Origin of the sequence: Saccharothrix hoggarensis (genome assembly GCF_042678885.1) — a bacterium.
In the GTDB taxonomy this organism is placed as follows: Bacteria; Actinomycetota; Actinomycetes; order Mycobacteriales; family Pseudonocardiaceae; genus Actinosynnema; species Actinosynnema hoggarensis.
Genome location: NZ_JBHTLK010000034.1, coordinates 1 through 19450, shown reverse-complemented (window position 1 = coordinate 19450; position 19450 = coordinate 1). Strand labels below are relative to the sequence as shown.

The following is a 19450-nucleotide window of genomic DNA, read 5'->3' as shown; positions in this document are numbered from 1 at the left end:
TCCCCCTGGCTCAGCAGTGTTCCGTGGCGCGGGCGACGGCGGGCCCGAGGGCCGCGTCATCGTCGTCCCGGGCGGCGATGATGGAGTCCTTGGCCGGCTCGGCGCACTCGCGCAGCTCGGCGTTCTCGGCCTCCAGCGTGGAGATCCGCCCGGCGACGGCCTCGGTGGACGTCCTGGTCTCCTCCAGCCGGTCCTGCGCCCCGGTGAGCGACCGGCTGGTCTCGTCGAGGCGCCGGACCTCCAGCCCGAGGTCTTCCCGCGCGCCGAGGAACAGCACGATCGCCAGCACCGACGCCCCCGCCAGCAGCACGGCGAGCGCGCTCAGGACCACGACCGCGGCCCGTGGCCCGGCCGGGGCGGGCGGCGGCGGAGTCGGCTGCACGTGGTCGGTCATATCGCCCTCTTTCGGTTGAGATGGCCCGAAAGTTAGGGACGCGGCGTCGCCGTGGCCACGGGCGCGCGGCCGGGCGCTCCCGCCACCTGCCGGGAACCGCCCTGATCGTTTCCCCGGACCGGCCCGGTCCGGGGAATTCCGGGGCCTCCGGGGACCGGCCTCCGGGAGACCGACGCGGGCGGCTCCGGGGACCGGCGCGGGCGGCTCCGGGGACCGGCGCCGGGCTACAGCCAGCCGTTGTCGTGCGCGGTGAGGTAGGCCTCGGACCGGCTCGCCGCGCCGAGCTTCGCCACCGCCGCCGACAGGTAGTTGCGTACCGTCCCGGCGGACAGGTGGGTCTTCCGCGCGATCACCGCCACCGGCGTGTCGTACTCCGCCAGCCGCAGCACCTCCAGTTCGCGCGGCGTCAGCGGGCACGGCGGCGTGGTCAGCGCGTCCGCCGCCAACGCCGGGTCGACGTACCGGGCGCCGCCGTGCACCCGCCGGATCACGTCCGCCAGCGTGCCGCCCGGCGAGCCCTTCGGCAGGAAGCCCTTGGCCCCCGCCGCCAACGCCCGCTGGAGGTGCGGCGGCTTGCCGCGCCCGGTCAGGATCACCACCGCGCACCCCGGCAGGGCCTCGGCCAGCTCGGCGGTCACCTCGAAGCCGTCCAGCGACGGCATCTGGAGGTCCACCACGGCGACGTCCGGCCGGTGCGCCAGGGCCGCGCGCACCGCCTCCCGCCCGTCCGCGGCCTGGGCGACGACCTCCAGGTCCGGCTCCAGCCCGAGCAGCGCCGCCACCGCGACGCGGATCAGCTCCTCGTCGTCGGCCAGCAGCACGCGGATCACGACCGCACGGTGGCCACGAGCGTGAACACCCCGTCCTCCTCCCCCGCGCGCACCGACCCGTCCACCGCCGCCAACCGCTCGGCCAACCCGCTCAACCCCGACCCGCCCGACCCCGACCCGCTTAACCCCGACCCGGCCGACCCGGACCCACCAGACCCGGACCCACCAGACCCCGCCCCGCCCAGCCTGGACCCGTTCGCCGGCACGCCGATCGCGCCGTCGTTCGCCACGGTCAGCCGCACCTCGCCGGCCTCGACCACGACGTCGATCGTGCACCACCGCGCCCGGCTGTGCCGCAGCACGTTCGTCCCCGCCTCCCGCAGCGCCCACGACAGCTCCCGCGCCGCCGGGGGCAGCTCCGCCGGAACCGACACCGTGCACCGCACCCCGGACGAGGTCAACACCTGCTCGATCGCCGACGCCTGCTCGGCCAGCTCCACGGTCCGGTACCCGTGCACGGCCTCCCGCAGGTCCGCCAACGCCGCCGCGGCCAGCGCCCGCACCTCGTCCGCCTCCGCACCGGCCCGCTCCCCGTCCGCGACCGCCAGCCGCGACGCCAGCTCGGCCTTCAGCGCGATCACCGTCAACCGGTGCCCGAGCAGGTCGTGCACGTCCCGCGCGAACCGCAGCCGCTCCTCGATCACCGCGAGCCGGGCCCGCGCCTCACGCCCCTGCTGCGCCTGCACCACCAGGTCCCACAGCCACACCGGCAGCACGTGCATCAACGCCAACCCGACACCGACCACACCGGTGATCACCAACGCGCGCAACGGTTCCGGCGACACCGCCACGGCCACCGCGACCACCACCGGGGCCGCCGCCCACCACCACCGCCGCACCAGCACCGGGGCCGTCCCGACGAGCGCGGCGCCGACCCACGCCCAGGTGTCCCACCGGCCCGCCGCCACCGGCGCCAGCAACGGCACCGACAGCAGCGTCGCCACGGCGACGGCGACGTCCCACCGCCGCCGCGCCACACCGGGCGTCACGGTCGCGTACAGCACTCCCACGTAGGCGACGCCGAACACGACCACGCCCACCAGCCCGGCCACGACCCACCCGGGCCGGGTCTCCAGCAGCACGCCGATCCCCGGCCCGACCAGGCTCGTCGACCACGCCACGCCCAGCGACACCAGCGTGAGCGCCCGCGCCCGCCTCATCACGCGCTGCACCCCCATCGCGACACGTTCCTCACCATGCCAGGGACACCCCGACGAACGCGTCCACCACGGCGCACGCCAGCGAGTACCACGTCGGCACGACCAGCCTGGCGCGGAAGTGGACGAGGTCCCACCCGGCGTGCGCGAGCCAGCCCGCCGCGACCAGGTAGCGGCCGACGTCGGGGTCCACCAGCAGCGCGATGCCCGCGACCGCGCCGAACCCCGCCACGCCCGCCACCTGGGCCCACATCACCTTGGTGCGGCGCAGCTCGCCCCGCAGCAGCACGGCGACGAGGTAGACCAGGGCGCACGCGACCAGGCCCCACGTGCCGAAGCCGGTCCACTCGCCGTTGTCGTCGGCGACGATCACGATGCCCAGCGCGGTCGACACCACGAGGGAGACGATCGAAGAACGTTTCATGGGGACCACGTTGCGGCCGGCGGCGCACAACCCCCACCCACGCGGTGTCACCGGACAACCGTGCGATTCACACGGTCAGGTGGTGAAGACGGGCGCCAGCCTCCGCATGCCCTCGGCGATCTCGGCGGTGGTGTTCGTGGTGAACGACAACCGCAGCGTCGACCGGTCCGGCTCGGCCGCGTAGAACGGCGCGCCGGGCACGAACGCCACGTCCCGCTCCAGCGCCGACGTGATCAGCGACCCCGTGTCGACGTCGCCCGGCAGGGTGACCCACACGAACATCCCCCCGTCCGGGTCGCTCCACCGCGCGCCGTCCGGCACGGTCGACGGCAGCGCCGCGACCAGGGCGTCCCGCCGCTCGCGGTAGGCCGCGCACAACGTCCGCACGTGCGCGTCCAGGTCGTTGGCCCTCAGGTACGCGGCGGCGGCCGCCTGGTCGATGGTGGACGTGTGCAGGTCCGCCGCCTGCTTCACGATCACCAGCCTGCGCATGATCGACGCGGGCGCGCGCAGCCAGCCCAGCCGCAGTCCCGGCGCGCCGACCTTGGAGAAGCTGCCCGCGTACAGCACGCGGTCGCTCATCGTGGCCAGCGCGGGCGCCGGCTCGCCGCGGTAGCGCAGCTCGCTGTACGGGTCGTCCTCGACCACCCACAGGCCGTGCCGGTCGGCGAGCGCGGCGATCTCGGCGCGCCGCCCGGCGCTCAACGTCCGGCCGGTCGGGTTGGCGAACGTGGGCACGAGGTACAGCAGCTCGGGGCGTTCCCGCTCGATGACGTCGGCGAGCGCGGCCGGGTCCATGCCGTGCTCGTCGCCCGCGACGGGCACGATCCGCGCGCCCGCGAGCTGGAAGCACTGGAGGGCGGCGAGGTAGGTGGGCTGCTCGACGGCGACGACCGCGCCGGGTTCCAGCAACGCGGTCACGACCAGCGTCAACGCCTGCTGCGAACCGGTGGTGACGAGCAGGTCGGGGACGTCGGTGGGCAGGCCGCGGCGGGTGAGCCGGTCGGCGACGAGGGCGCGCAGGTCCGCGTCGCCCTCGGTGGGCGCGTACTGGAGCGAACGGCGGGACAGCGCCTGGTCGAAGGCCGTGCGCAGGCCCTCGACGTCGAACAGCTCGGGCGCGGGCAGGCCGCCCGCGAACGAGATGACCTCGGGGCGGGCGGTGAGGGCGAGCAGGTCGCGGACCGGCGACCCCGTGAACGTGCGCGGCATGGGGCTCCTCGAATCATCGAGCGGAAGAGTTCACGCGGTCGTGCCACGCAGGAAAGGGGCTGCACTGGGGTCGAGGCGCCGAAGTCCACCTTACCGGGTGACGATGTGGCGGTGGACCTGGAAGCGCATCGCGTGGAGCTGACCGGTTACTGCTACCGCATGCTCGGCGGGCCGTTCGAGGCCGAGGACGCCGTGCAGGAGACGTTCGTGCGGGCCTGGCGGACGTTCGACCCGGAGCGCGGGCGGCTGCGGACGTGGCTGTACTCGATCGCCACGAACGTGTGCCTCGACATGCTGCGCAGCGCGCAGCGGCGGGCGGTGGCGATGGACCTGACGTCGCCGGCCGCCGTCGGCACGCCGCTGGGCGAGCCGCTGCCGGACGGGGCGTGGGTGCAGCCGGCGCCGGACGCGCGGGTGCTGCCGGCGGACGAGGTCGCCGTGGGCCGGGAGACGGTGCGGTTGGCGTTCGTGGCGGCCCTGCAGCACCTGCCGCCACGTCAGCGCGCGGTGCTGATCCTGCGGGACGTGTTGTGCTGGAAAGCGTCCGAAGTGGCCGCGTTGCTGTCCACAACGGTCGTTTCGGTGAACAGCGCGCTGCAACGCGCACGGGCCACGCTCGCCGACCGCAAGCCCGCGCCGTTGCAGCCGTTCGACCGGGGGTTGCTGGAGCGGTACGCGGCGGCGTTCGAGCGGCACGACGTGGAGGCGCTGGTGGCGCTGCTGCACGAGGACGCGACGATGAGCATGCCGCCGTTCGCGTGGTGGCTGCGCGGGCGGGCCGACATCGCGACCGCGCTGTCCTTCGGCGACAGCGGGTGCGAGACGGCGCGGCTCGTGCCGACGTGGGCGAACGGCGTGCCCGCGTTCGGCCAGTACCGGCCGGACGAGCAGGGCGTGCACCGGCCGTTCGCGCTGGTCCTGGTGGAGTTCTCGGGGGACCTGGTGATCGGCTCGACCACCTTTTTGGGTGATCATCTGTTCGAACTCTTCGGTTTGCCGGTGATTTTGTCGGACCCCTCCCGTACGAGTGGGTGAGGACTACCGGAGGGGGATGACCATGTACGAGATCGTGGCCGGCGTGCGCACCTGGTACGAGGTGCGGGGCGAGGGCGAGCCGCTGGTGCTGCTGCACGGCGGGTTCAGCGATTCGCGGGACTTCGAGCCGAACCTGGCGCGGCTGGCGGACCGCTTCCGCGTGTACCTGGTGGACCGGCGGGGCCACGGGCGGACGCCGGACGTGCCGGGGCCGGTGTCGCCGGACGTGCTGGCGGGCGACGTGGTCGCGTTCCTGGAGCACGTGGTCGGCGGGCCGGCGCACCTGGTCGGGTACAGCGCGGGCGGCGTGGTGGCGTTGGGCGTGGCGCAGCGGCGGCCCGACCTGGTGCGCAGGCTGGCGGTGCTGAACTCGGCGTTCGGCAAGGACGGGTGGCTGTTCCTGCCGCAGCCGGGCGGCGGGCTGCCGGCCGAGGTCGCCGACCGGTACGCCGAGGTGTCGCCGGACGGCCGCGACCACCTGCCGGTCGTGGTGGAGAAGTTCGCCCGGGCGGCGCACGACCCGGAGGTGGTCGACCTGGCCGCGATCACCGCGCCGACGCTGGTGCTGGGCAGCGACGACGACATCGTGCGCCTGGAGCACACGGTCGCGCTGTACCGGGGCATCGCGGACGCGCAGCTGTGCGTGCTGCCGGGCACGTCGCACCTCATGCCGTTCGAGCGGCCGGACCTGTGCGCGTCCCTGGTGGCCGACTTCCTGACCACCACCCCGAGACCGCTCATGCCGATCCGCCGGGCGGAGGTGGTCGCCTGATCCCAGACGCCCGACGCGACGCGGTGCGACCGCCTCGGGTTGACAGCGCATATGCCGTGGTGGCTATATTGCCATTATGGCATCTACGTTCGCCGTGCTCGCCGACCCGCACCGGCGGCAGATCCTCGACGTGCTGCGGGACGGTGAGCGGCCGGTCAACGACCTGGTCGACGGGTTGTCGGTGAGCCAGCCGACGGTGTCCAAGCACCTGAAGGTGCTGCGCGAGGCCGGGTTGGTCGAGGTGCGCCGGGACGCCCAGCGCCGCCTCTACCGGCTGCGGCCGGGGCCGTTGGCCGAGGTCGACGCGTGGCTCGCGCCGTACCGGCGGATGTGGGAGGACAGCCTCGACGCGCTGGAGCGCCGACTGGACGAGGTGGACGGATGAGCGCCGAGCTGAGGCGGATCGACGGGAAGCCCGTGCTGCGGTTCGAACGGGTGCTCGCGCACCCGCGCGACAAGGTGTGGCGGGCGGTGACGGAACCGGGCGAGCTGGCGCACTGGTTCCCGGCCGAGGTGGCGATCGACGGGCGCGCGATGACGTTCTCGTTCCCCGACGAGGTCACCACCGGCGAGGTGCTGGAGTTCGACCCGCCCGCCGTGTTCGCGTTCCGCTGGAACACCGACGTGCTCCGGTTCGAGCTGCTGCCGCACGAGCGCAGCTGCCTGCTCGTGTTCACGCACGTCCTCGGCGACGAGCTCGGGGCCGGGCGCAACGCGGCCGGCTGGGACACGTGCCTGGCCGGTCTCGAAGCCCGGCTGGACGACCGGCCGGTCGAGCCGCCCGCGGCGGTGCTCGGGGCGATGGAGCGCTACGTCCGGGAGTTCGGGCTGGACGAGGGCCGGTTCGACGGCCGCGTGGTGCGGTTCGTCCGCGACCTCGTCTGGCGCCCGCTGGACGAGGTGTGGGCGCTGCTCACCGAGGGCGGGGACGGCGTGCCGACCCGTGCCGCCAACCCGGACGTGCCGGCGGGCCCGGTGGTCGAGCGCACGCCCCCGCGCGTGCTGGGGTTCGACTCGCCCACCGGCCGGGTGCGGTGGGAGTTCCGGCACGACCCGGACCGCGGCACGACGGTGGAGCTGACGCACGCGCTCGCCGACCCGGCGTTCGCGCCGCGGGCGCCGGCGGCGTGGCACGCGCACCTGGAGCTGTTCTTCGCGGCCACGTTCGGCGAGGTCCGCGGGTGGCCGGAGGACCGGGTCGCCGAGCTGGAACGGCGCTACGCGAGCAGCTGAGCGTCCAACCGGGCCAGGTGGTCGCGCCCGAACGGGCCGTTCTCCAGCCCGTCCACCAGCACCGCGGGCAGGTCGGCGCGGATCTCGGCGGAGCGTGAGGCGGCGGCCAGCGCGACGGTCGCGACCGTGTCCACGTCACCGGTGAAGGCGACGCACGTCCGCAGCACCCCGCTGAGCGAGTCGCCGGACGCCAGCGCGGTCAGCGCCGCGCGCACGCTCATCACGCCCTTCGACCCGACCTTGCCCGTCCACGGCCGCGCCCACACGTCCGAGCCGAGCCGGTCGGCGATCCACGCGCCGACCTCCGCGACCGGCCCGAGCCCGTGGTGGCAGTAGTGCACGGCCAGGGCCGCCGCCCGCGCCGCCGCGACACCGTCCGGCGTGTCGTGGGTGACCTTGGCCTGCACGTCGGTGTGGTGCAGGACGTCGGCCGCGGTGGGCAGCAGCCCGGCCGGCGCGGCACGCATCGCCGCGCCGCTCTTGTCGCTGTCCGGGCGGATGCGCGCGAGGAATTCCGCCCCCGTGCGCACGGTCCCCGGGAACGCGTGGAACCCGGAGGCGTATCCCTCGCGCGGGTCGCGGTGGAACGCCGTCACGAATGCCGACGCCACCGCCTCGGGGGTCCACGGCTCGCCGGACACCCGCAGTTCCGCGAGCGCCAGCGCCATCTGCGTGTCGTCGGTGTAGGAGCCGGGGCGGATGCCGTGGTGGCGGGGGTGCCGGACGTACCCGGCGAGCGTGTTGTGCGTGGTCACGAAGCGGTGGTCGGCGTACTCGAAGCCCGCGCCGTACGCGTCCCCGACCGCCAGTTCGACAAGCATGACGCGCACGTTATAACCGATTCGATATATCCCTTTTCACCCGGTCGGGTGGTACGAACATCGTGACCCAAGACACCCCTGTGCGCGAGAAATCGCGTGTCTTCGGAAACGAGGAACCTTGCGAATCACCAGGTTGATCCCTGCGCTCGCAGCCGCGTTGTTCTCCCTGCTCGCCCTCGTCCCGTCGGCGTCGGCGGCGCCCGCGAACGAGGGCGGCGTGTCGCCGTACATCATCGGCGGCAGCTACGCGAGCAACGCCCCGTGGGCGGCCCGGCTGTTCTCCAACGGCCGGCAGACGTGCTCCGCGACGATCATCGCGCCGACGTGGATCCTGACCGCGCGGCACTGCGTCAGCGGCGGCGGTCTGTCGTTCCGCATCGGCAGCCTCGACCAGACGTCCGGCGGCACCCTGGCCAACGGCGTCCAGACCTACAACCACTCGGCGGACCTGTCGCTGGTCCGGCTCGACCGCTCCGTGTCCGCGACCTACGCCCGGCTCGGCCAGCCGGGTTCGGTCACCGTCGGCCAGAACGTGCAGGTCTACGGCTGGGGCGCGACGTCCCAGTGCGGCTCGGAGATCAACTGCCAGTCGCAGTACCTGAAGGTCGCGAACGTGACCGTCACCGGCGGCTGCACCGACGCCTACGGCGGCTCGGCCATCTGCGCCCGCCGCGGCGACGGCATCACCGCGGGCGGCGACTCGGGCGGCCCGATGATGGCGAACGGCGTGCAGGTCGGCGTCGCGTCGACCAGCGACCGGCAGACCACCACCGCGTACACGAACGTGACGCGGTACCGGTCGTGGATCCAGTCGATCGCCGGGGTCTGAGCCGGTACCGGAACACCCTGGACCAGCCCGCTCGCGCGAGTGTCACGACACGCCCCAGTCGCGCGAGCGGGCCACCAGGCGACAGCGCGGCGCCGAGCCCACGGCCGGCGCCGCGCTCGCTCTCTAGTCCACTGTGGACTTCACCCGTCGGGTGCCGGAAGCGTTGTCGTAACGGGAGCGCGCGGACCGGATGGCGTCCTCGTGCGCCAGCACCCACCGTCCCAACGGGACGACCAGGTCCAGCAGCGAACGGCCGAGCGCGGTCGCCCGGTACTCCACGCCGGCGGCCTTGCCGGGCCGCACCTCCCGGTCGACCAGGCCGTCGCGCTCCAGCTGCCGGAGCGTGCGGGTGAGGATGCGGCGGCTCAGGTCGTGCACCGCGCGGTCCAGCTCGTTGAAGCCGTAGGGGCGTTCGGCGAGCAGCCCCAGCACGAGCAGGCTCCACTTGTCGCCGACCCGCGTCAGCACGTCGCCCACCGGGCAGGCGGCGCGGTCGGCCGTGGTGACCGGCACCGGGACCAGTGACATGGATGTGCCTTCTTTCGTGTCGTCGCGGCGCGCACCACGCTTCAGGTTATGGCGAACACCGTGATCACGGGCGGCACCAACGGGATCGGGAAGGCGCTGGCGGCACGGCTGGCGCGGGAGGGGCACCGGGTGGCGGTCGTGGGCCGCTCGGCCACCGCGCCGGAGGGCGTCGAGCTCGTGCGCGGCGACCTCGGCACGGTGGCGGGCACGCTCGCGGTGGCCGACGAGCTGGCGGCGCGGTTCGACGTGGTCGACCACCTGGTGCTCGGCGCGGGGCGGTTCAGCCGCCGCCGGGTCGTCACCGCCGACGGGCTGGAGCACACGTTCGCGTTGCACGCGGTGAGCCGGTTCGTGCTGGTGGAACGGCTGCTGCCGGTGGTGGAGCGGTCGGCCGCGCCGGTCGTGGTGAGCGTGTGCGGGGTGGCCGGGCCGCGCGGTCCGGGCATCCGGTGGGACGACCTGGCGCTGAGCCGGCGCTACCGCGCGTTCGCCGCGGTGAGCCAGGCGTCGCGGGCGGCCGACCTGCTCGGCGCGGGCTTCGCCGACCGGCACCCGGGCAGCGCCGTGCGGTACGTGCTGCACAACCCGATGTTCGTGGACAGCGGTCTCGGCGCGCAGGTCGGAGGACTGCGCGGCAAGGCGCTGGACGTGGTGGCGCGGCGGTTCGCCAGGTCGGTGGACGACGCGGCGGACCAGGTGCGCCGGTTCCTGGCGGACCCGCCCACCGCGCCGCTCACCGCGTCACGCGCCGGCGCGTTCGTCCCCCTCGACCGACCCGAGTTCGACCGCGCCACCGCCGCCCGGCTGCACGCCGTGCTCGACGCGATCACCGGCCTCGGCCGCGCCTGAGCGCCGTCTCACCGGACCACGCGGAACCGCAGGTGCACCACGTCGTCCGAGTCGGTCACCTCCAGCTTCTCCAGCTCGGTGGGGCGCAGGCCGTCCAGCAGCCGCGCGCCCGAGCCGAGCAGCACCGGCACGAGCTGGAGCCGGATCTCGTCGACCAGCCCGGCGCGCAGCACGTGCCGGGCCGAGTCCGCGCCCGCCATGACGAGCACGTCCTTGTCCCCCGCCGCCGCGCGGGCCTGGCCGATCGCGCTCTTCGGCCCGTCGGTGACGAACGTGAACGACGCGGACTCCATCGCCAGCGGCGGACGTCCCTCGTGGGTCAGCACGAAGCTCGGCACCGGGAACGGCGTGTCCCGCCAGTACCGGAGCCCCAGGTCGAACGTCCGCCGGCCCAGCACGACCGCGCCCACCGACGCGGCGAACGCGGCGTCGCGGTCGGAGCCCTCGGCGAACAGCCAGCGGTGCAGCCGTTCACCGCCCTCGCCCATCGGGTGGTCGTCGCCCACGTTCGGCCCCGCGCTGTACCCGTCCAGCGACACGGAACCGTTCAGCACCACTTTGCCCACGTCATCCCCCAGTGAACTCGGCGCGCACACCCAGCAGGCGCACGGCGCGCGCGTCGTCGAACCGCGCCAGCGCCGCCAGGGCCGCGTCCTCGATCGGTTTCCCGTCCATTGTCGGCACTTCCAGGGCGACGCCCCGCGTGGCGGTGAAGAACGGCGCGAACCGCACCTTCACCACCACCCGGGCCGCCGGCCTGCCCTCCGCCCGCACGTCCTCCACCACCCGCCGCGCCAGCGCGCGGACCTGGTCGCGGATCTCCGCCGGGTCCGTCAGGTCCTGTTGGAACGTCGTCTCGCGGCTGCGCGACTTCGCCACCCACGGCGTCGCGGTGACGACCGGGTCGCCCGCGCCCAGCGCGAGCTGCCGGAAGTGCGGCCCCATCGCCGGGCCGAACCGGGCGGCCAGCTCCGCCGGGTCGGCGCGGGCCAGCTCCGCGACCGTGCGGATGTCCAGCGACGCCAGCTTGGCCGCCGTGCGCGGGCCGACGCCCCACAACGCGGAGACCGGCTTCCCGGCCATCACCTCGACCCAGTTGTCCCTGGTCAACCGGTAGACGCCGGCCGGTTTCGCGAACCCGGTGGCGAGCTTCGCGCGCAGCTTGTTGTCGCCGACGCCGACCGAGCACTCCAGCCCCGTCCCCGCCTTCACGGCCCGCCGCACGGTGTCCGCCAACGCCTCCGGGTCGTCGGTGCGGGCGCCCAGGAACGCCTCGTCCCAGCCGATCACCTCGACCACCACGGGCAGTTCGCGCAGCACGTCCATCACGTGCGCGGACACCTCCTCGTAGGCGGGCGCGTCGGACGGCAGGAACACCGCGTCCGGGCAGCGCTTCTTCGCCAGCCGCAACGGCATCCCCGAGTGGACGCCGAACTCCCTCGCCTCGTAGGACGCGGTGGCCACCACGGCGCGTTGGTCCGGGTCGCCGGCTCCTCCGACGACCACCGGTCTGCCGCGCAGCTCGGGCCGGCGCGCGACCTCGACCGCCGCGATGAACTGGTCGAGGTCGACGTGCAGGACCCAGTCCTGTTCGGACACGTCCGCCAGTATCACCGCGCGACGCCGTTCGCGTGCGGCGATCCGAACACCGCCCGGGCGGTGCCACGCCGCCCGGTCCACGGGAGACGGCCCGGCCGGCCCTCTCCACGCGAGACCGCCCCGTTTCGCGTGACCGCCGTTCGTGACACGATCAAGACGTGCCGACCAGCCCCCGTGACCGCGACGAGCAGGGCAGGGCCCGCAACGCGCGACCGCGCGACGGGCTCGGCCGACCGCTGCCCTACGGCCTGCCCGGCGTCGAGCGCCAGCCGGAAGGCGTGCCGCGCACGCCCGGGGAGGCGTTGACCGAGGCGCAGCGGCTGCTGGACGTGGGCCGGCCGTTCCACGCGCACGAGGTGCTGGAGGACGCGTGGAAGGCCGCGCCCGAGCCGGAGCGGGAGCTGTGGCGCGGGCTGGCGCAGCTGGCCGTGGGCCTGACCCACGCGGCACGCGGCAGCGCGGCGGGCGCCTCGTCGCTGCTGGCCCGCGGGGTCCGCAACATCTCGCCCTACCTCGACGACCCGCCGCACGGGGTCGACGTGGCGGGCCTCGTGGCCTGGGCCGCGTCGGGCGTCGGCGTACCGCGACTCACGAGGGGTTCGTAACGTGGTGATCAGGCCCTACCGGGAATCCGACCGCGACGCCGTCGGCGACATCTGCGTGCGCACCGCGGACGCGGGCGGCGACTCCCGGCACCTCTACCCCGACCTCGAGCTCATGCCCACGATCTTCGCCTGGCCGTACACGGACCTGGAGCCGTCGCTGGCGTTCGTCGCGGACGACGGCGAGCGCGCGGTCGGGTACGTCATCGGCACCGCGGACACGCCGTCGTTCGTGTCCCGGTTCGAGTCGGAGTGGCTGCCGAAGGTGTCCGACCGGTACCCGCCGGTCGACCGGCCCGCCACGCCGACCGACGAGATGGTGTGGTTGCTGCACCACCCGCGCCGCATGGTCGTGCCGGAGCTGGCGGACTACCCGGCGCACCTGCACATCGACCTCCTGCCGGAGCACCAGCGCTCCGGGCACGGCCGCGCGCTCATGACGGCGTTCCTCGGCGCGCTGGCGTTCCAGGGCGTGCGCGGCGTGCACCTCGGGATGCTGACGATCAACACGGCGGCGCGCGCGTTCTACGACCGGCTGGGGTTCCACGAGATCGCCGTGCCGGACGCGGGACCGCTCACCTACCTCGGGCTCGAAGTTGGGCCGAACGCCTGCTTGGAGGACTCCGCGGCGGGGTAACTGGTGGTCATCCTCATCCCCACCTGGAGGCTTCCGTGCTAGCGATCATCGCCGCGGTCATCTTCGGCCTCGCCCTGCTGCTCGACCTCGCCAACGCCTCGCTCGGCACCGTGCTGGACGGCGGCACGCTGCTGCTGGCCGGTTTGCTCTGCGTGGCGCTGCACCTCGCCGGTGTCGGCGCCGGCGCCCGGTCGCTCAGCTTCCGGCGTCGCCGCCGCTGACCCGTTCCCCCGCCTCGCCGCCGGGTGCGGGCGGCGTCCCGGGTGGACAATCGGCCGGTGGACGTGTCCGCCCGCCGTGTCCTCCCGCCGCCGCCCGACGTGGTGGCGCGGTACGCCATGGACTGGCGGCACGACCACGAGTGGACGCAGGGCATCAAGCGGGCCGAGCTGACCGCGCCCGCGCCCGGTGGCGGGTTCGGCGTCGGCGCGGAGGTGACGCGGACCGCGCGCTTCCTGGGCAAGCGGATCGACTACGTGCTGCGGGTCGTGGCGCACGAGCCGCCCGGACTGCTGGAGATGACCTCGGTCGCGGGCCCGTTCCCGATGCACGTGACGTACCGGTTCGCCCCGGCGACCGGCGGCGGGACGGCGGCCACCCTGCGCGTGCGCGGTGACGCGGGCCGGCACTACCGGCTCGTCGGGCCGCTCATGGGTGGTTCGTGCGGGCGAACCTCCGCAAGGACCTCCGCGACCTGGCCCGCAACCTCGCACGCTGACCCCGACGCCGACCCGACGTTCAGCCGGCGGCGGGCGGGGCGGACAGCAGGCACGCCACGCACGGCATGCCGTCCGGCTCGGGCAGCAGCTCGGCCGCGTCCACCTCGATCCGCTCGCCGCACAGCGCGTGGAACGCGGACTGCGTGCCGTCGGGCAGCGGCACCAGGTGGCACGTCCGCTCCCACTCGCCCCTGAGACCACCGCTGCGGCGCACGAGCAGCACCGGCTCCTGGGAGGGCGGCGTCGCGCTCACGTCCGGACCAGTTCGTCATCCGACACGACGCACACGACGGCGTCGGGGGTCGCGTAGAAGTCCAGCCGGTACGGCCCGCAGCGCTGCCGGGCGTCGCCCCTGCGGACGCCCCCGTGGGCGCGGGCGCGGTCACCGGCCGCTTCGCGGGGCGGTCGCTCCGTGGGTTCCGGTTCGATCATCCTCCCATCGTGCGGGGTGACCGGTCGGTAGGGCAGCGCGGAACCCGAATCGCCACCGCCGTATGCGGAACACGCATGGGGACCGGTTCAGCGCGCGCCGCGGGCCAGTTCGGCGACGTCGCGGGAGCCCTCCCACGAACCGAGCCTGCCCAGCTCCCGCAGCACCTGCGCGGACTTCGTGGCCCGCGCGGTGTCCAGCGCGTCGTACGCCAGCGACACCGCGTGGTCGGTCTCGCCCGCGATGGCGTGCGCGTGGGCGAGCTTGGCGACGTGCACGCCCTGCTCCCACGCGCACAGCCGCCGCCACACCTGCTGCCGGACGTCCTCGTACACCTCGATGGCGCGGTTCGGCCGGCCGAGCGCCAGCCAGCTCGCCGCGCGTTCCAGCTCGAAGTGCTCCGCGGCGGAGCAGTAGCCGATCCAGTACTCGTCGTCGGACGGCGGCGTGACGCGCTCGAACTCGGCGCGCGCCTCGTCCAGGCGGTCCATGCAGGCGGCCTCGTCGCCCGCGCCGGCGAGGCCCCGCGCCTCCTGGCGCAGCGCGAGCGCCCGCACCATCGGGCTCAGGTCCTTCTCCCGGCGGGCGGCGCGGGCCAGGCCCGCCACGCGGTCCGCGTCGCCGTCGGCCTCAGCCAGCTGGGACATCCGCACGTACGAGTAGGCGACCAGGTCGCCGCTGTCCGCGGCCTGCCCCTGCTCCAGCGCACGGGCCGTCCACTGGATCGCGCCGCGCGGGTCGCCGGTCTCCTCGTGCAGCCAGCCGAGGAACTCGGCGTACGTCGCGGCGATGCCGAGCAGGTCGCGGCGCTGCTCGCCGCGGGCGGAGCGGCGCAGCCGGTCGACGAAGTCGTACAGGCCGCGGGCGGCGGACATGAGCGCGTCGGAGCCGCGCCAGTTGTGCGCGTCGTTGATGACGCGGCGCAGGACGCGCAGCCGGTTCAGCGCCTCGGCCGACACCGTGCCGCCGGGTCCGCTGAACACGGCCGCGCCGGTGATCGCGAGGAGCGAGCCGAGGTCGAGGCCGACCACGCCGCCGCCGCCGTCCGCCGCGCCCGCGAAGCCGAGCCGGTCCAGCTCGTCGGCCGCCACCGGCAGCGAGTGGTCGGCCAGGCCCAGCAGGTGCGCCGGGATGCCGAGCAGGCGCTGCAACGGGCGCAGGACGCGCAGGTCGTAGGCGATGTTGCTGCCCGACTCCAGCCGCGAGATCGCCGACTGCGAGAACCCGGCGAGCGCGCCGAGCTCGTCCTGGCGCAGGCCGTGCGCCCGCCGCGCCAGCGCCACCACCGCGCCCGGCGACCGGTCGCGCACCGCGTCGCGCACCTCGCGGCTCTCCCACAACGAGCGGGGCAGCGGCGGTAACGGCGCCTCGGGGACCACGACCGTGGGACGTCCCCCGCGCGGGTCGGTGCGATCGAGTGCCATAACCCATTCCCTTCACGACAGACCCAGCATCCTGGCACCGCTCCCAGAACTCCGCGACCGCCGTTACGGGGTGGACTCGGATCGGACAGATCGGGCGGGGCGCGGCGGCCGCGCGGATATGCTCCGCCCCGTGATCAAGGTGCTGCGGGACTTCTCGACCGGTGTCGGTCTGCTCGGCCAGGGGTTCGGACTGGTGTTCCGCTCGCCGAAACTGCTGCTCATCGGCGCGATCCCGGCCGTGGTGACGACCGCGCTGCTGATCGGCGGCGTGATCGGGCTCGCGGTCTGGATCGACGACATCGCCGCGTGGGTCACCCCGTTCGCCGACGACTGGAACGAGGGCCTGCGCGCGGCCACCCGGTTCGCCGCCGGGTTCTCGATCATCGGCGCGTTCGTCGCGATCGGACTGCTGCTGTTCACCGCCATCACGCTGATCATCGGCGGCCCGTTCTACGAGCACATCGCGGAGACCGTGGAGGACACCCACCTCGGCGGCGTGCCCGAGGCCGAGCAGGTGACGTGGGTGAGGTCCGCGGCGGTCGGCGTGCGTGACGCCGTGCTGCTCGTGGGCATCGCGATCCTGTGCGCCATCCCGCTGTTCGCGGCCGGGTTCATCCCCGTCGTCGGGCAGACCGTCGTGCCGGTGGTCGCGGTGTGCGTCAACGCGACGCTGCTGGGCATCGAGCTGACCGCCATCCCGTTCACCCGCCGCGGCCTGAAGCTCGGCGTCCGACGGCGGGTGCTGCGCAAGCGGCGGGCCGTGACGCTCGGCTTCGCCGTGCCCACCTACCTGCTGTGCCTCGTCCCGCTGGCGGCGCTGGTCGTGCTGCCGGCGGCGATGGCAGGCGGCACGGTCCTCGCGCACCGCCTGCTCCACGACCAGATCAGGTGAACGGCACCCACGCCTGACGCGCCAGCCCGTCGATCCGGCTGACCGCCACGCCCACCGCGGACACCGTCCACAGGTCGTCGCCGATCACCAGCGCCCGGCGGATGCCGGCGTCGTAGGTCGACGGCTCGTGCGCGATCGTGCCCAGCGCGGAGAACGCGCCGTCGCCGAGCCGCAGCACCAGCACGCCTCCGGCCTGCGGCGCCACCGGCTTCTCCGCGGTCGGGTACGTCTGCACCGGCAGCACCACGAGGTCGCGGGCGGGCCAGTGCAGGAACGCGTGCGGGTCGTACTCCACCTCGGACGACGCGCCCGGCAGGTGGTGGCCCGCGACCTTGGCGGGCGCGGCCGGGTCCGACACGTCGAACAGCGACACCTGCGTGCCCGTGGTGCGGCCCTGCTCGGTGGCTTCCTGGCCGACGCCGATGAGCTTCCCGTCGCCGGCGGGGTGCAGGTACGCCGAGTAGCCCGTGATCTTCAGCTCGCCCACCTTGCGCGGGTTCGCCGGGTCCGACAGGTCCAGCGTGTACAGCGGGTCGACCTGCCGGAACGTCACCACGTACCCGACCGGGCCGAGGAACCGGACGCTGTAGATCCGCTCGCCGAGGCCGAGGCCGTCGACCTTGCCGACCTGCCGGAGCACCGCGCCGTCCCGCTTCAGCACGGTGACGGCGCTCTGCGTCGCGGGCGCCTGCTCGGGGATGCCCGGCGCGTCGGCGGACGTCGTCGCCACCCGCAGGTGGCCGGCGTGCTCGGACAGCGAGTACTGGTTCAGCAGGGCGCCCGCGACCTGGCCGGACGCGACGTGCTCCGGCGGGCCGGGCCGCGACACGTCGAACTGGTGGATCGCCGTCGTCGGCGGCGCGGTCGGCGCGGTCCGCGTCATCGGCCGCAAGTGGTGGTCGTCCGCGACGTACAGCGACGTGCCCGTGCCGTAGACGGTGTCGCCGTCGGCCATGATCGTCACCGCGTCGCCGTTGCCCAGCTCGCCGGGGAAGTCGAACGTCAGCACGGACAGCATGGACGTCGCCGAGTGCTCCTCCGGGTGGCTGACCCGGTCGCACGACACCAGCGAGCCCTCCGACCGCGCGCCGCCCGCCTCGGTCAGCTCGTAGCGCGGCAGCCACGACCCGATCGGCGCGGTGGCGGCCAGTTCCCGGTTCGCGATCAGGGACTCCGCCTCGCTGCGCCCGTCCGTCGGGTACACCCACGGCAGGCGCGGCCCCGAGTGCACGACCACCCGCACCACGCCGTCGACCTGCCGGGCGTCGACGTACCGGCCGTCCACGGTGAGCGTGCCCAGGACGCGGGGCGCGCCGGCCAGGTCGACCAACGTCACCGAGGCGCCCTCGGAGTACACGTCGGTCGGCCCGTCGAGCGCGATGCCGCGCCCCGCCATGCCTCCCCCGCCGCCGACGACGAGCGCGCGGTCGCCGTGCAGCAGCAACTGGGACGCGTGGCCGCCGGGCAGGTCGAGCGTGCCGGTGACCGCGCGGGTGGCCACGTCCAGCACGCGCAGCCTGCCGTCGACAACCGTCACCAGCCGATTGCCGTCGGTCTTCACCAGGTCCGGCTCGTCGACGCCCGCCTCGTGCGCGTTGGTCTTGGAGTGCTGCGGCTCCTGGGCCGACTCGGCCGTGGCCTTCGGCACGCCGGCCGCGCGCGAGTCGGCGGCCACCTCGCCGTCCGTCGAGGCGGCGAAACCGCCTTGCTCCAGCCCGTACACGCCGACGTGCGGCGCGATGGCCTCGCGCAGCCCGGCCAGCGCGGCGTCGCACGTGTCGAACGCCACCAGGTCCACCGGCACGGCCTCGATCGGCGGCATGGTCCGCCAGTCCTCCGCCCGCGTGGGCACGGCCGAGGCCGCGCTCACCCCCACCACCAGGGCGACACCACCGAACAGCGCCGCCCGCGCGCCCCAAGGCCATCTCGTCATGTCCCCAGGACGGAGGGGAACAGGCAAAGGGTTGCCCGGGACCGGTTCGCGCCGCGCCGCGCGGGCCGGTCGGCCGTCGTCACCCGGACGTGATTGAGTAGGCCAGGACCGATTGCCCAACACCCCACTTCCCGGGGTGCAGCGACACAGGAGAGTGATATGGCCCCGAGCAAGCCCGTGGTCGAGCCGTACGAGGGCCCCGCGCCCGCCGACCTGGTGATCGAGGACATCACCGTCGGCGACGGGCCCGAGGCGGCGCCCGGTCAGCTCGTGCACGTGCACTACGTCGGTGTGTCGCACTCGACCGGCGAGCAGTTCGACGCGTCCTGGGACCGCGGCGAGGCGTTCAGCTTCCCGCTGGGCGGCGGCCGCGTCATCGCCGGCTGGGACCGCGGCGTGGCCGGCATGAAGGTCGGCGGCCGGCGCAAGCTGGTCATCCCGGCCCACCTGGGCTACGGCGACCGCGGCGCGGGCGGCGTGATCAAGCCCGGCGAGACCCTGATCTTCGTGGTGGACCTGCTCGGCGTGGGCTGACCGGGACCTGGCCCGGTTCCGGCGGTTGCCCCGTTCGGAGCATTTGACCGTGACCGGAACCGGGCCGTTCACCACTGCGTCATCCTGGTGGGACCACCGACCAGGCGTTACCGAGGGGGAGCCGCGTGCCCGAGGACATCGGCGCGTCCGAGCGGATGCTCGGGCAGTGGCAGCAGAGCATCCAGGAGAAGGCCGAGCGCTACCAGGAGATGGCCACCCGCGTTCAGGGCATGACCATTTCCGAGGCGTCGCGCGACGGTTCGGTGCGGCTCACCATCGGTTCGAACGGCATCCTGACGCACCTGGAGATCGCGGAGTCCGCGCGGGACAAGCGGATGGCCGAGGTGTCCGCCGAGGTGATGCGGACGTTGCAGCGGGCGCAGTCCCGCATCCCGGAGCTGCTCCAGCAGGCCATGACCGAGACCATCGGCACCCGCGACGAGACGGCGAACGTCCTGTTCGACGAGGCCAAGCGCACCTTCCCCGCGCCGCCGCCCGAGGACGCCCCGCCGCCGCCGGCGGTGGGCCGCGAGCTGCGGTTCGGCATCGAGGACGACGACGCGTCGCCACCGCCGCCGCCACCGCCTCGCGGCCCG

The 19450-nt window shown here is 74.3% G+C and carries 25 protein-coding genes and 1 pseudogene; 13 read left to right on the top strand and 13 right to left on the bottom strand.

Going from position 1 to position 19450, the window contains the following annotated elements:
* Positions 1-10 precede the first annotated feature (10 nt).
* From ACFQ3T_RS09645 to ACFQ3T_RS09625, 5 genes are all read right to left on the bottom strand, one after another.
* On the bottom strand, positions 11-394 hold the full coding sequence (locus ACFQ3T_RS09645; protein WP_380722471.1) for a hypothetical protein: 384 nt from the start codon (positions 392-394) through the stop codon (positions 11-13).
* A gap of 224 nt (positions 395-618) precedes the next feature.
* Positions 619-1224, bottom strand: a complete 606-nt coding sequence (locus ACFQ3T_RS09640) for a response regulator transcription factor (protein ID WP_380722469.1) — start codon at positions 1222-1224, stop codon at positions 619-621.
* Positions 1221-2402 carry a sensor histidine kinase gene (locus ACFQ3T_RS09635; protein WP_380722467.1) on the bottom strand — a complete coding sequence of 394 codons (1182 nt, stop codon included), beginning with the start codon at positions 2400-2402 and terminating at the stop codon, positions 1221-1223. Before ACFQ3T_RS09635 ends, ACFQ3T_RS09640 begins: the two co-directional genes overlap by 4 nt.
* A gap of 13 nt (positions 2403-2415) precedes the next feature.
* A complete protein-coding gene (locus ACFQ3T_RS09630; protein WP_380722465.1) occupies positions 2416-2805 on the bottom strand; it encodes a hypothetical protein in 390 nt (129 codons plus the stop codon).
* 75 nt (positions 2806-2880) lie between these two features.
* On the bottom strand, positions 2881-4017 hold the full coding sequence (locus ACFQ3T_RS09625; protein ID WP_380722463.1) for an aminotransferase-like domain-containing protein: 1137 nt from the start codon (positions 4015-4017) through the stop codon (positions 2881-2883).
* A gap of 15 nt (positions 4018-4032) precedes the next feature.
* Here ACFQ3T_RS09625 and ACFQ3T_RS09620 point away from each other — a divergent pair, with 15 nt between their 5' ends.
* The 4 genes from ACFQ3T_RS09620 to ACFQ3T_RS09605 all read left to right on the top strand — a co-directional run bounded on the left by ACFQ3T_RS09620 (position 4033) and on the right by ACFQ3T_RS09605 (position 7057).
* Positions 4033-5052, top strand: a complete 1020-nt coding sequence (locus ACFQ3T_RS09620) for a sigma-70 family RNA polymerase sigma factor (RefSeq protein WP_380722513.1) — start codon at positions 4033-4035, stop codon at positions 5050-5052.
* Between the two features lie 16 nt (positions 5053-5068).
* Positions 5069-5824 carry an alpha/beta fold hydrolase gene (locus ACFQ3T_RS09615; protein ID WP_380722461.1) on the top strand — a complete coding sequence of 252 codons (756 nt, stop codon included), beginning with the start codon at positions 5069-5071 and terminating at the stop codon, positions 5822-5824.
* Positions 5825-5900: 76 nt separating this feature from the next.
* A complete protein-coding gene (locus ACFQ3T_RS09610) occupies positions 5901-6209 on the top strand; it encodes an ArsR/SmtB family transcription factor (protein ID WP_380722459.1) in 309 nt (102 codons plus the stop codon).
* Entirely contained in the window at positions 6206-7057 is an 852-nt protein-coding gene (locus ACFQ3T_RS09605; RefSeq protein WP_380722457.1) for an SRPBCC family protein, read from the top strand. Before ACFQ3T_RS09610 ends, ACFQ3T_RS09605 begins: the two co-directional genes overlap by 4 nt.
* On the opposite strand, the gene ACFQ3T_RS09600 is transcribed toward ACFQ3T_RS09605, so the two are convergent.
* Positions 7042-7878, bottom strand: a complete 837-nt coding sequence (locus ACFQ3T_RS09600) for an ADP-ribosylglycohydrolase family protein (RefSeq protein WP_380722455.1) — start codon at positions 7876-7878, stop codon at positions 7042-7044. The genes ACFQ3T_RS09605 and ACFQ3T_RS09600 overlap by 16 nt on opposite strands.
* A gap of 118 nt (positions 7879-7996) precedes the next feature.
* On the opposite strand from ACFQ3T_RS09600, the gene ACFQ3T_RS09595 reads away from it, so the two are divergent.
* Complete coding sequence (locus tag ACFQ3T_RS09595) at positions 7997-8707, top strand: S1 family peptidase (protein ID WP_380722453.1); 711 nt, start codon at positions 7997-7999, stop codon at positions 8705-8707.
* Positions 8708-8830: 123 nt separating this feature from the next.
* Here the strand turns inward: ACFQ3T_RS09595 and ACFQ3T_RS09590 are convergent, their stop codons facing one another.
* Positions 8831-9235, bottom strand: a complete 405-nt coding sequence (locus ACFQ3T_RS09590) for a winged helix-turn-helix transcriptional regulator (protein ID WP_380722451.1) — start codon at positions 9233-9235, stop codon at positions 8831-8833.
* A gap of 48 nt (positions 9236-9283) precedes the next feature.
* Here ACFQ3T_RS09590 and ACFQ3T_RS09585 point away from each other — a divergent pair, with 48 nt between their 5' ends.
* Positions 9284-10084 carry an SDR family NAD(P)-dependent oxidoreductase gene (locus tag ACFQ3T_RS09585; RefSeq protein WP_380722449.1) on the top strand — a complete coding sequence of 267 codons (801 nt, stop codon included), beginning with the start codon at positions 9284-9286 and terminating at the stop codon, positions 10082-10084.
* Between the two features lie 8 nt (positions 10085-10092).
* Here ACFQ3T_RS09585 and ACFQ3T_RS09580 read toward each other — a convergent pair whose 3' ends face one another.
* Both ACFQ3T_RS09580 and ACFQ3T_RS09575 read right to left on the bottom strand, forming a co-directional pair.
* Complete coding sequence (locus ACFQ3T_RS09580) at positions 10093-10650, bottom strand: dihydrofolate reductase family protein (RefSeq protein ID WP_380722447.1); 558 nt, start codon at positions 10648-10650, stop codon at positions 10093-10095.
* A gap of 1 nt (position 10651) precedes the next feature.
* Positions 10652-11683 (bottom strand): DNA polymerase IV, encoded by a 1032-nt coding sequence (locus ACFQ3T_RS09575; protein WP_380722445.1) that lies wholly within the window; start codon positions 11681-11683, stop codon positions 10652-10654.
* Between the two features lie 158 nt (positions 11684-11841).
* Here ACFQ3T_RS09575 and ACFQ3T_RS09570 point away from each other — a divergent pair, with 158 nt between their 5' ends.
* From ACFQ3T_RS09570 to ACFQ3T_RS09555, 4 genes and pseudogenes are all read left to right on the top strand, one after another.
* Positions 11842-12288: a DUF309 domain-containing protein gene (locus ACFQ3T_RS09570; protein WP_380722443.1), complete on the top strand. Its 447-nt coding sequence runs from the start codon at positions 11842-11844 to the stop codon at positions 12286-12288.
* Position 12289: 1 nt separating this feature from the next.
* Entirely contained in the window at positions 12290-12922 is a 633-nt protein-coding gene (locus ACFQ3T_RS09565; protein WP_380722441.1) for a GNAT family N-acetyltransferase, read from the top strand.
* A 35-nt stretch (positions 12923-12957) separates the two neighbouring features.
* Entirely contained in the window at positions 12958-13143 is a 186-nt protein-coding gene (locus ACFQ3T_RS09560; protein ID WP_380722439.1) for a hypothetical protein, read from the top strand.
* Positions 13144-13167: 24 nt separating this feature from the next.
* Positions 13168-13530: pseudogene (locus tag ACFQ3T_RS09555) on the top strand (SRPBCC family protein); the annotation flags it as partial.
* Positions 13531-13660: 130 nt separating this feature from the next.
* On the opposite strand, the gene ACFQ3T_RS09550 reads toward ACFQ3T_RS09555, so the two are convergent.
* The 3 genes from ACFQ3T_RS09550 to ACFQ3T_RS09540 form a co-directional block, all read right to left on the bottom strand.
* Positions 13661-13894, bottom strand: a complete 234-nt coding sequence (locus ACFQ3T_RS09550) for a hypothetical protein (protein WP_380722515.1) — start codon at positions 13892-13894, stop codon at positions 13661-13663.
* Positions 13891-14073, bottom strand: a complete 183-nt coding sequence (locus ACFQ3T_RS09545) for a hypothetical protein (protein WP_380722437.1) — start codon at positions 14071-14073, stop codon at positions 13891-13893. The genes ACFQ3T_RS09550 and ACFQ3T_RS09545 overlap by 4 nt, the downstream gene beginning before the upstream one ends.
* Before the next feature lie 87 nt (positions 14074-14160).
* Complete coding sequence (locus ACFQ3T_RS09540; RefSeq protein WP_380722435.1) at positions 14161-15495, bottom strand: helix-turn-helix domain-containing protein; 1335 nt, start codon at positions 15493-15495, stop codon at positions 14161-14163.
* Positions 15496-15634: 139 nt separating this feature from the next.
* Between ACFQ3T_RS09540 and ACFQ3T_RS09535 the strand changes: the two genes are divergently transcribed.
* The gene (locus tag ACFQ3T_RS09535) at positions 15635-16387 is read left to right on the top strand and encodes an EI24 domain-containing protein (RefSeq protein WP_380722511.1); all 753 of its coding nucleotides are present in this window, start codon (positions 15635-15637) and stop codon (positions 16385-16387) included.
* On the opposite strand, the gene ACFQ3T_RS09530 is transcribed toward ACFQ3T_RS09535, so the two are convergent.
* Entirely contained in the window at positions 16380-18320 is a 1941-nt protein-coding gene (locus ACFQ3T_RS09530) for a beta-propeller domain-containing protein (RefSeq protein ID WP_380722433.1), read from the bottom strand. The genes ACFQ3T_RS09535 and ACFQ3T_RS09530 overlap by 8 nt on opposite strands.
* A 159-nt stretch (positions 18321-18479) precedes the next feature.
* On the opposite strand from ACFQ3T_RS09530, the gene ACFQ3T_RS09525 reads away from it, so the two are divergent.
* Both ACFQ3T_RS09525 and ACFQ3T_RS09520 read left to right on the top strand, forming a co-directional pair.
* On the top strand, positions 18480-18854 hold the full coding sequence (locus ACFQ3T_RS09525) for an FKBP-type peptidyl-prolyl cis-trans isomerase (protein WP_380722431.1): 375 nt from the start codon (positions 18480-18482) through the stop codon (positions 18852-18854).
* A 125-nt stretch (positions 18855-18979) separates the two neighbouring features.
* Positions 18980-19450 (top strand): YbaB/EbfC family nucleoid-associated protein (locus ACFQ3T_RS09520; RefSeq protein ID WP_380722429.1); only part of this gene is annotated, 471 nt, incomplete at its 3' end.

Bases quoted from the DNA above. Each gene is read 5' to 3' on its own strand.
- ACFQ3T_RS09645 (WP_380722471.1), bottom strand. From the start codon at position 394: ATGACCGACCACGTGCAGCCGACTCCGCCGCCGCCCGCCCCGGCCGGG.
- ACFQ3T_RS09635 (WP_380722467.1), bottom strand. From the start codon at position 2,402: ATGGGGGTGCAGCGCGTGATGAGGCGGGCGCGGGCGCTCACGCTGGTG.
- ACFQ3T_RS09630 (WP_380722465.1), bottom strand. From the start codon at position 2,805: ATGAAACGTTCTTCGATCGTCTCCCTCGTGGTGTCGACCGCGCTGGGC.
- ACFQ3T_RS09625 (WP_380722463.1), bottom strand. From the start codon at position 4,017: ATGCCGCGCACGTTCACGGGGTCGCCGGTCCGCGACCTGCTCGCCCTC.
- ACFQ3T_RS09615 (WP_380722461.1), top strand. From the start codon at position 5,069: ATGACCATGTACGAGATCGTGGCCGGCGTGCGCACCTGGTACGAGGTG.
- ACFQ3T_RS09610 (WP_380722459.1), top strand. From the start codon at position 5,901: ATGGCATCTACGTTCGCCGTGCTCGCCGACCCGCACCGGCGGCAGATC.
- ACFQ3T_RS09605 (WP_380722457.1), top strand. From the start codon at position 6,206: ATGAGCGCCGAGCTGAGGCGGATCGACGGGAAGCCCGTGCTGCGGTTC.
- ACFQ3T_RS09600 (WP_380722455.1), bottom strand. From the start codon at position 7,878: ATGCTTGTCGAACTGGCGGTCGGGGACGCGTACGGCGCGGGCTTCGAG.
- ACFQ3T_RS09590 (WP_380722451.1), bottom strand. From the start codon at position 9,235: ATGTCACTGGTCCCGGTGCCGGTCACCACGGCCGACCGCGCCGCCTGC.
- ACFQ3T_RS09585 (WP_380722449.1), top strand. From the start codon at position 9,284: ATGGCGAACACCGTGATCACGGGCGGCACCAACGGGATCGGGAAGGCG.
- ACFQ3T_RS09545 (WP_380722437.1), bottom strand. From the start codon at position 14,073: ATGATCGAACCGGAACCCACGGAGCGACCGCCCCGCGAAGCGGCCGGT.
- ACFQ3T_RS09540 (WP_380722435.1), bottom strand. From the start codon at position 15,495: ATGGCACTCGATCGCACCGACCCGCGCGGGGGACGTCCCACGGTCGTG.
- ACFQ3T_RS09530 (WP_380722433.1), bottom strand. From the start codon at position 18,320: ATGACGAGATGGCCTTGGGGCGCGCGGGCGGCGCTGTTCGGTGGTGTC.
- ACFQ3T_RS09525 (WP_380722431.1), top strand. From the start codon at position 18,480: ATGGCCCCGAGCAAGCCCGTGGTCGAGCCGTACGAGGGCCCCGCGCCC.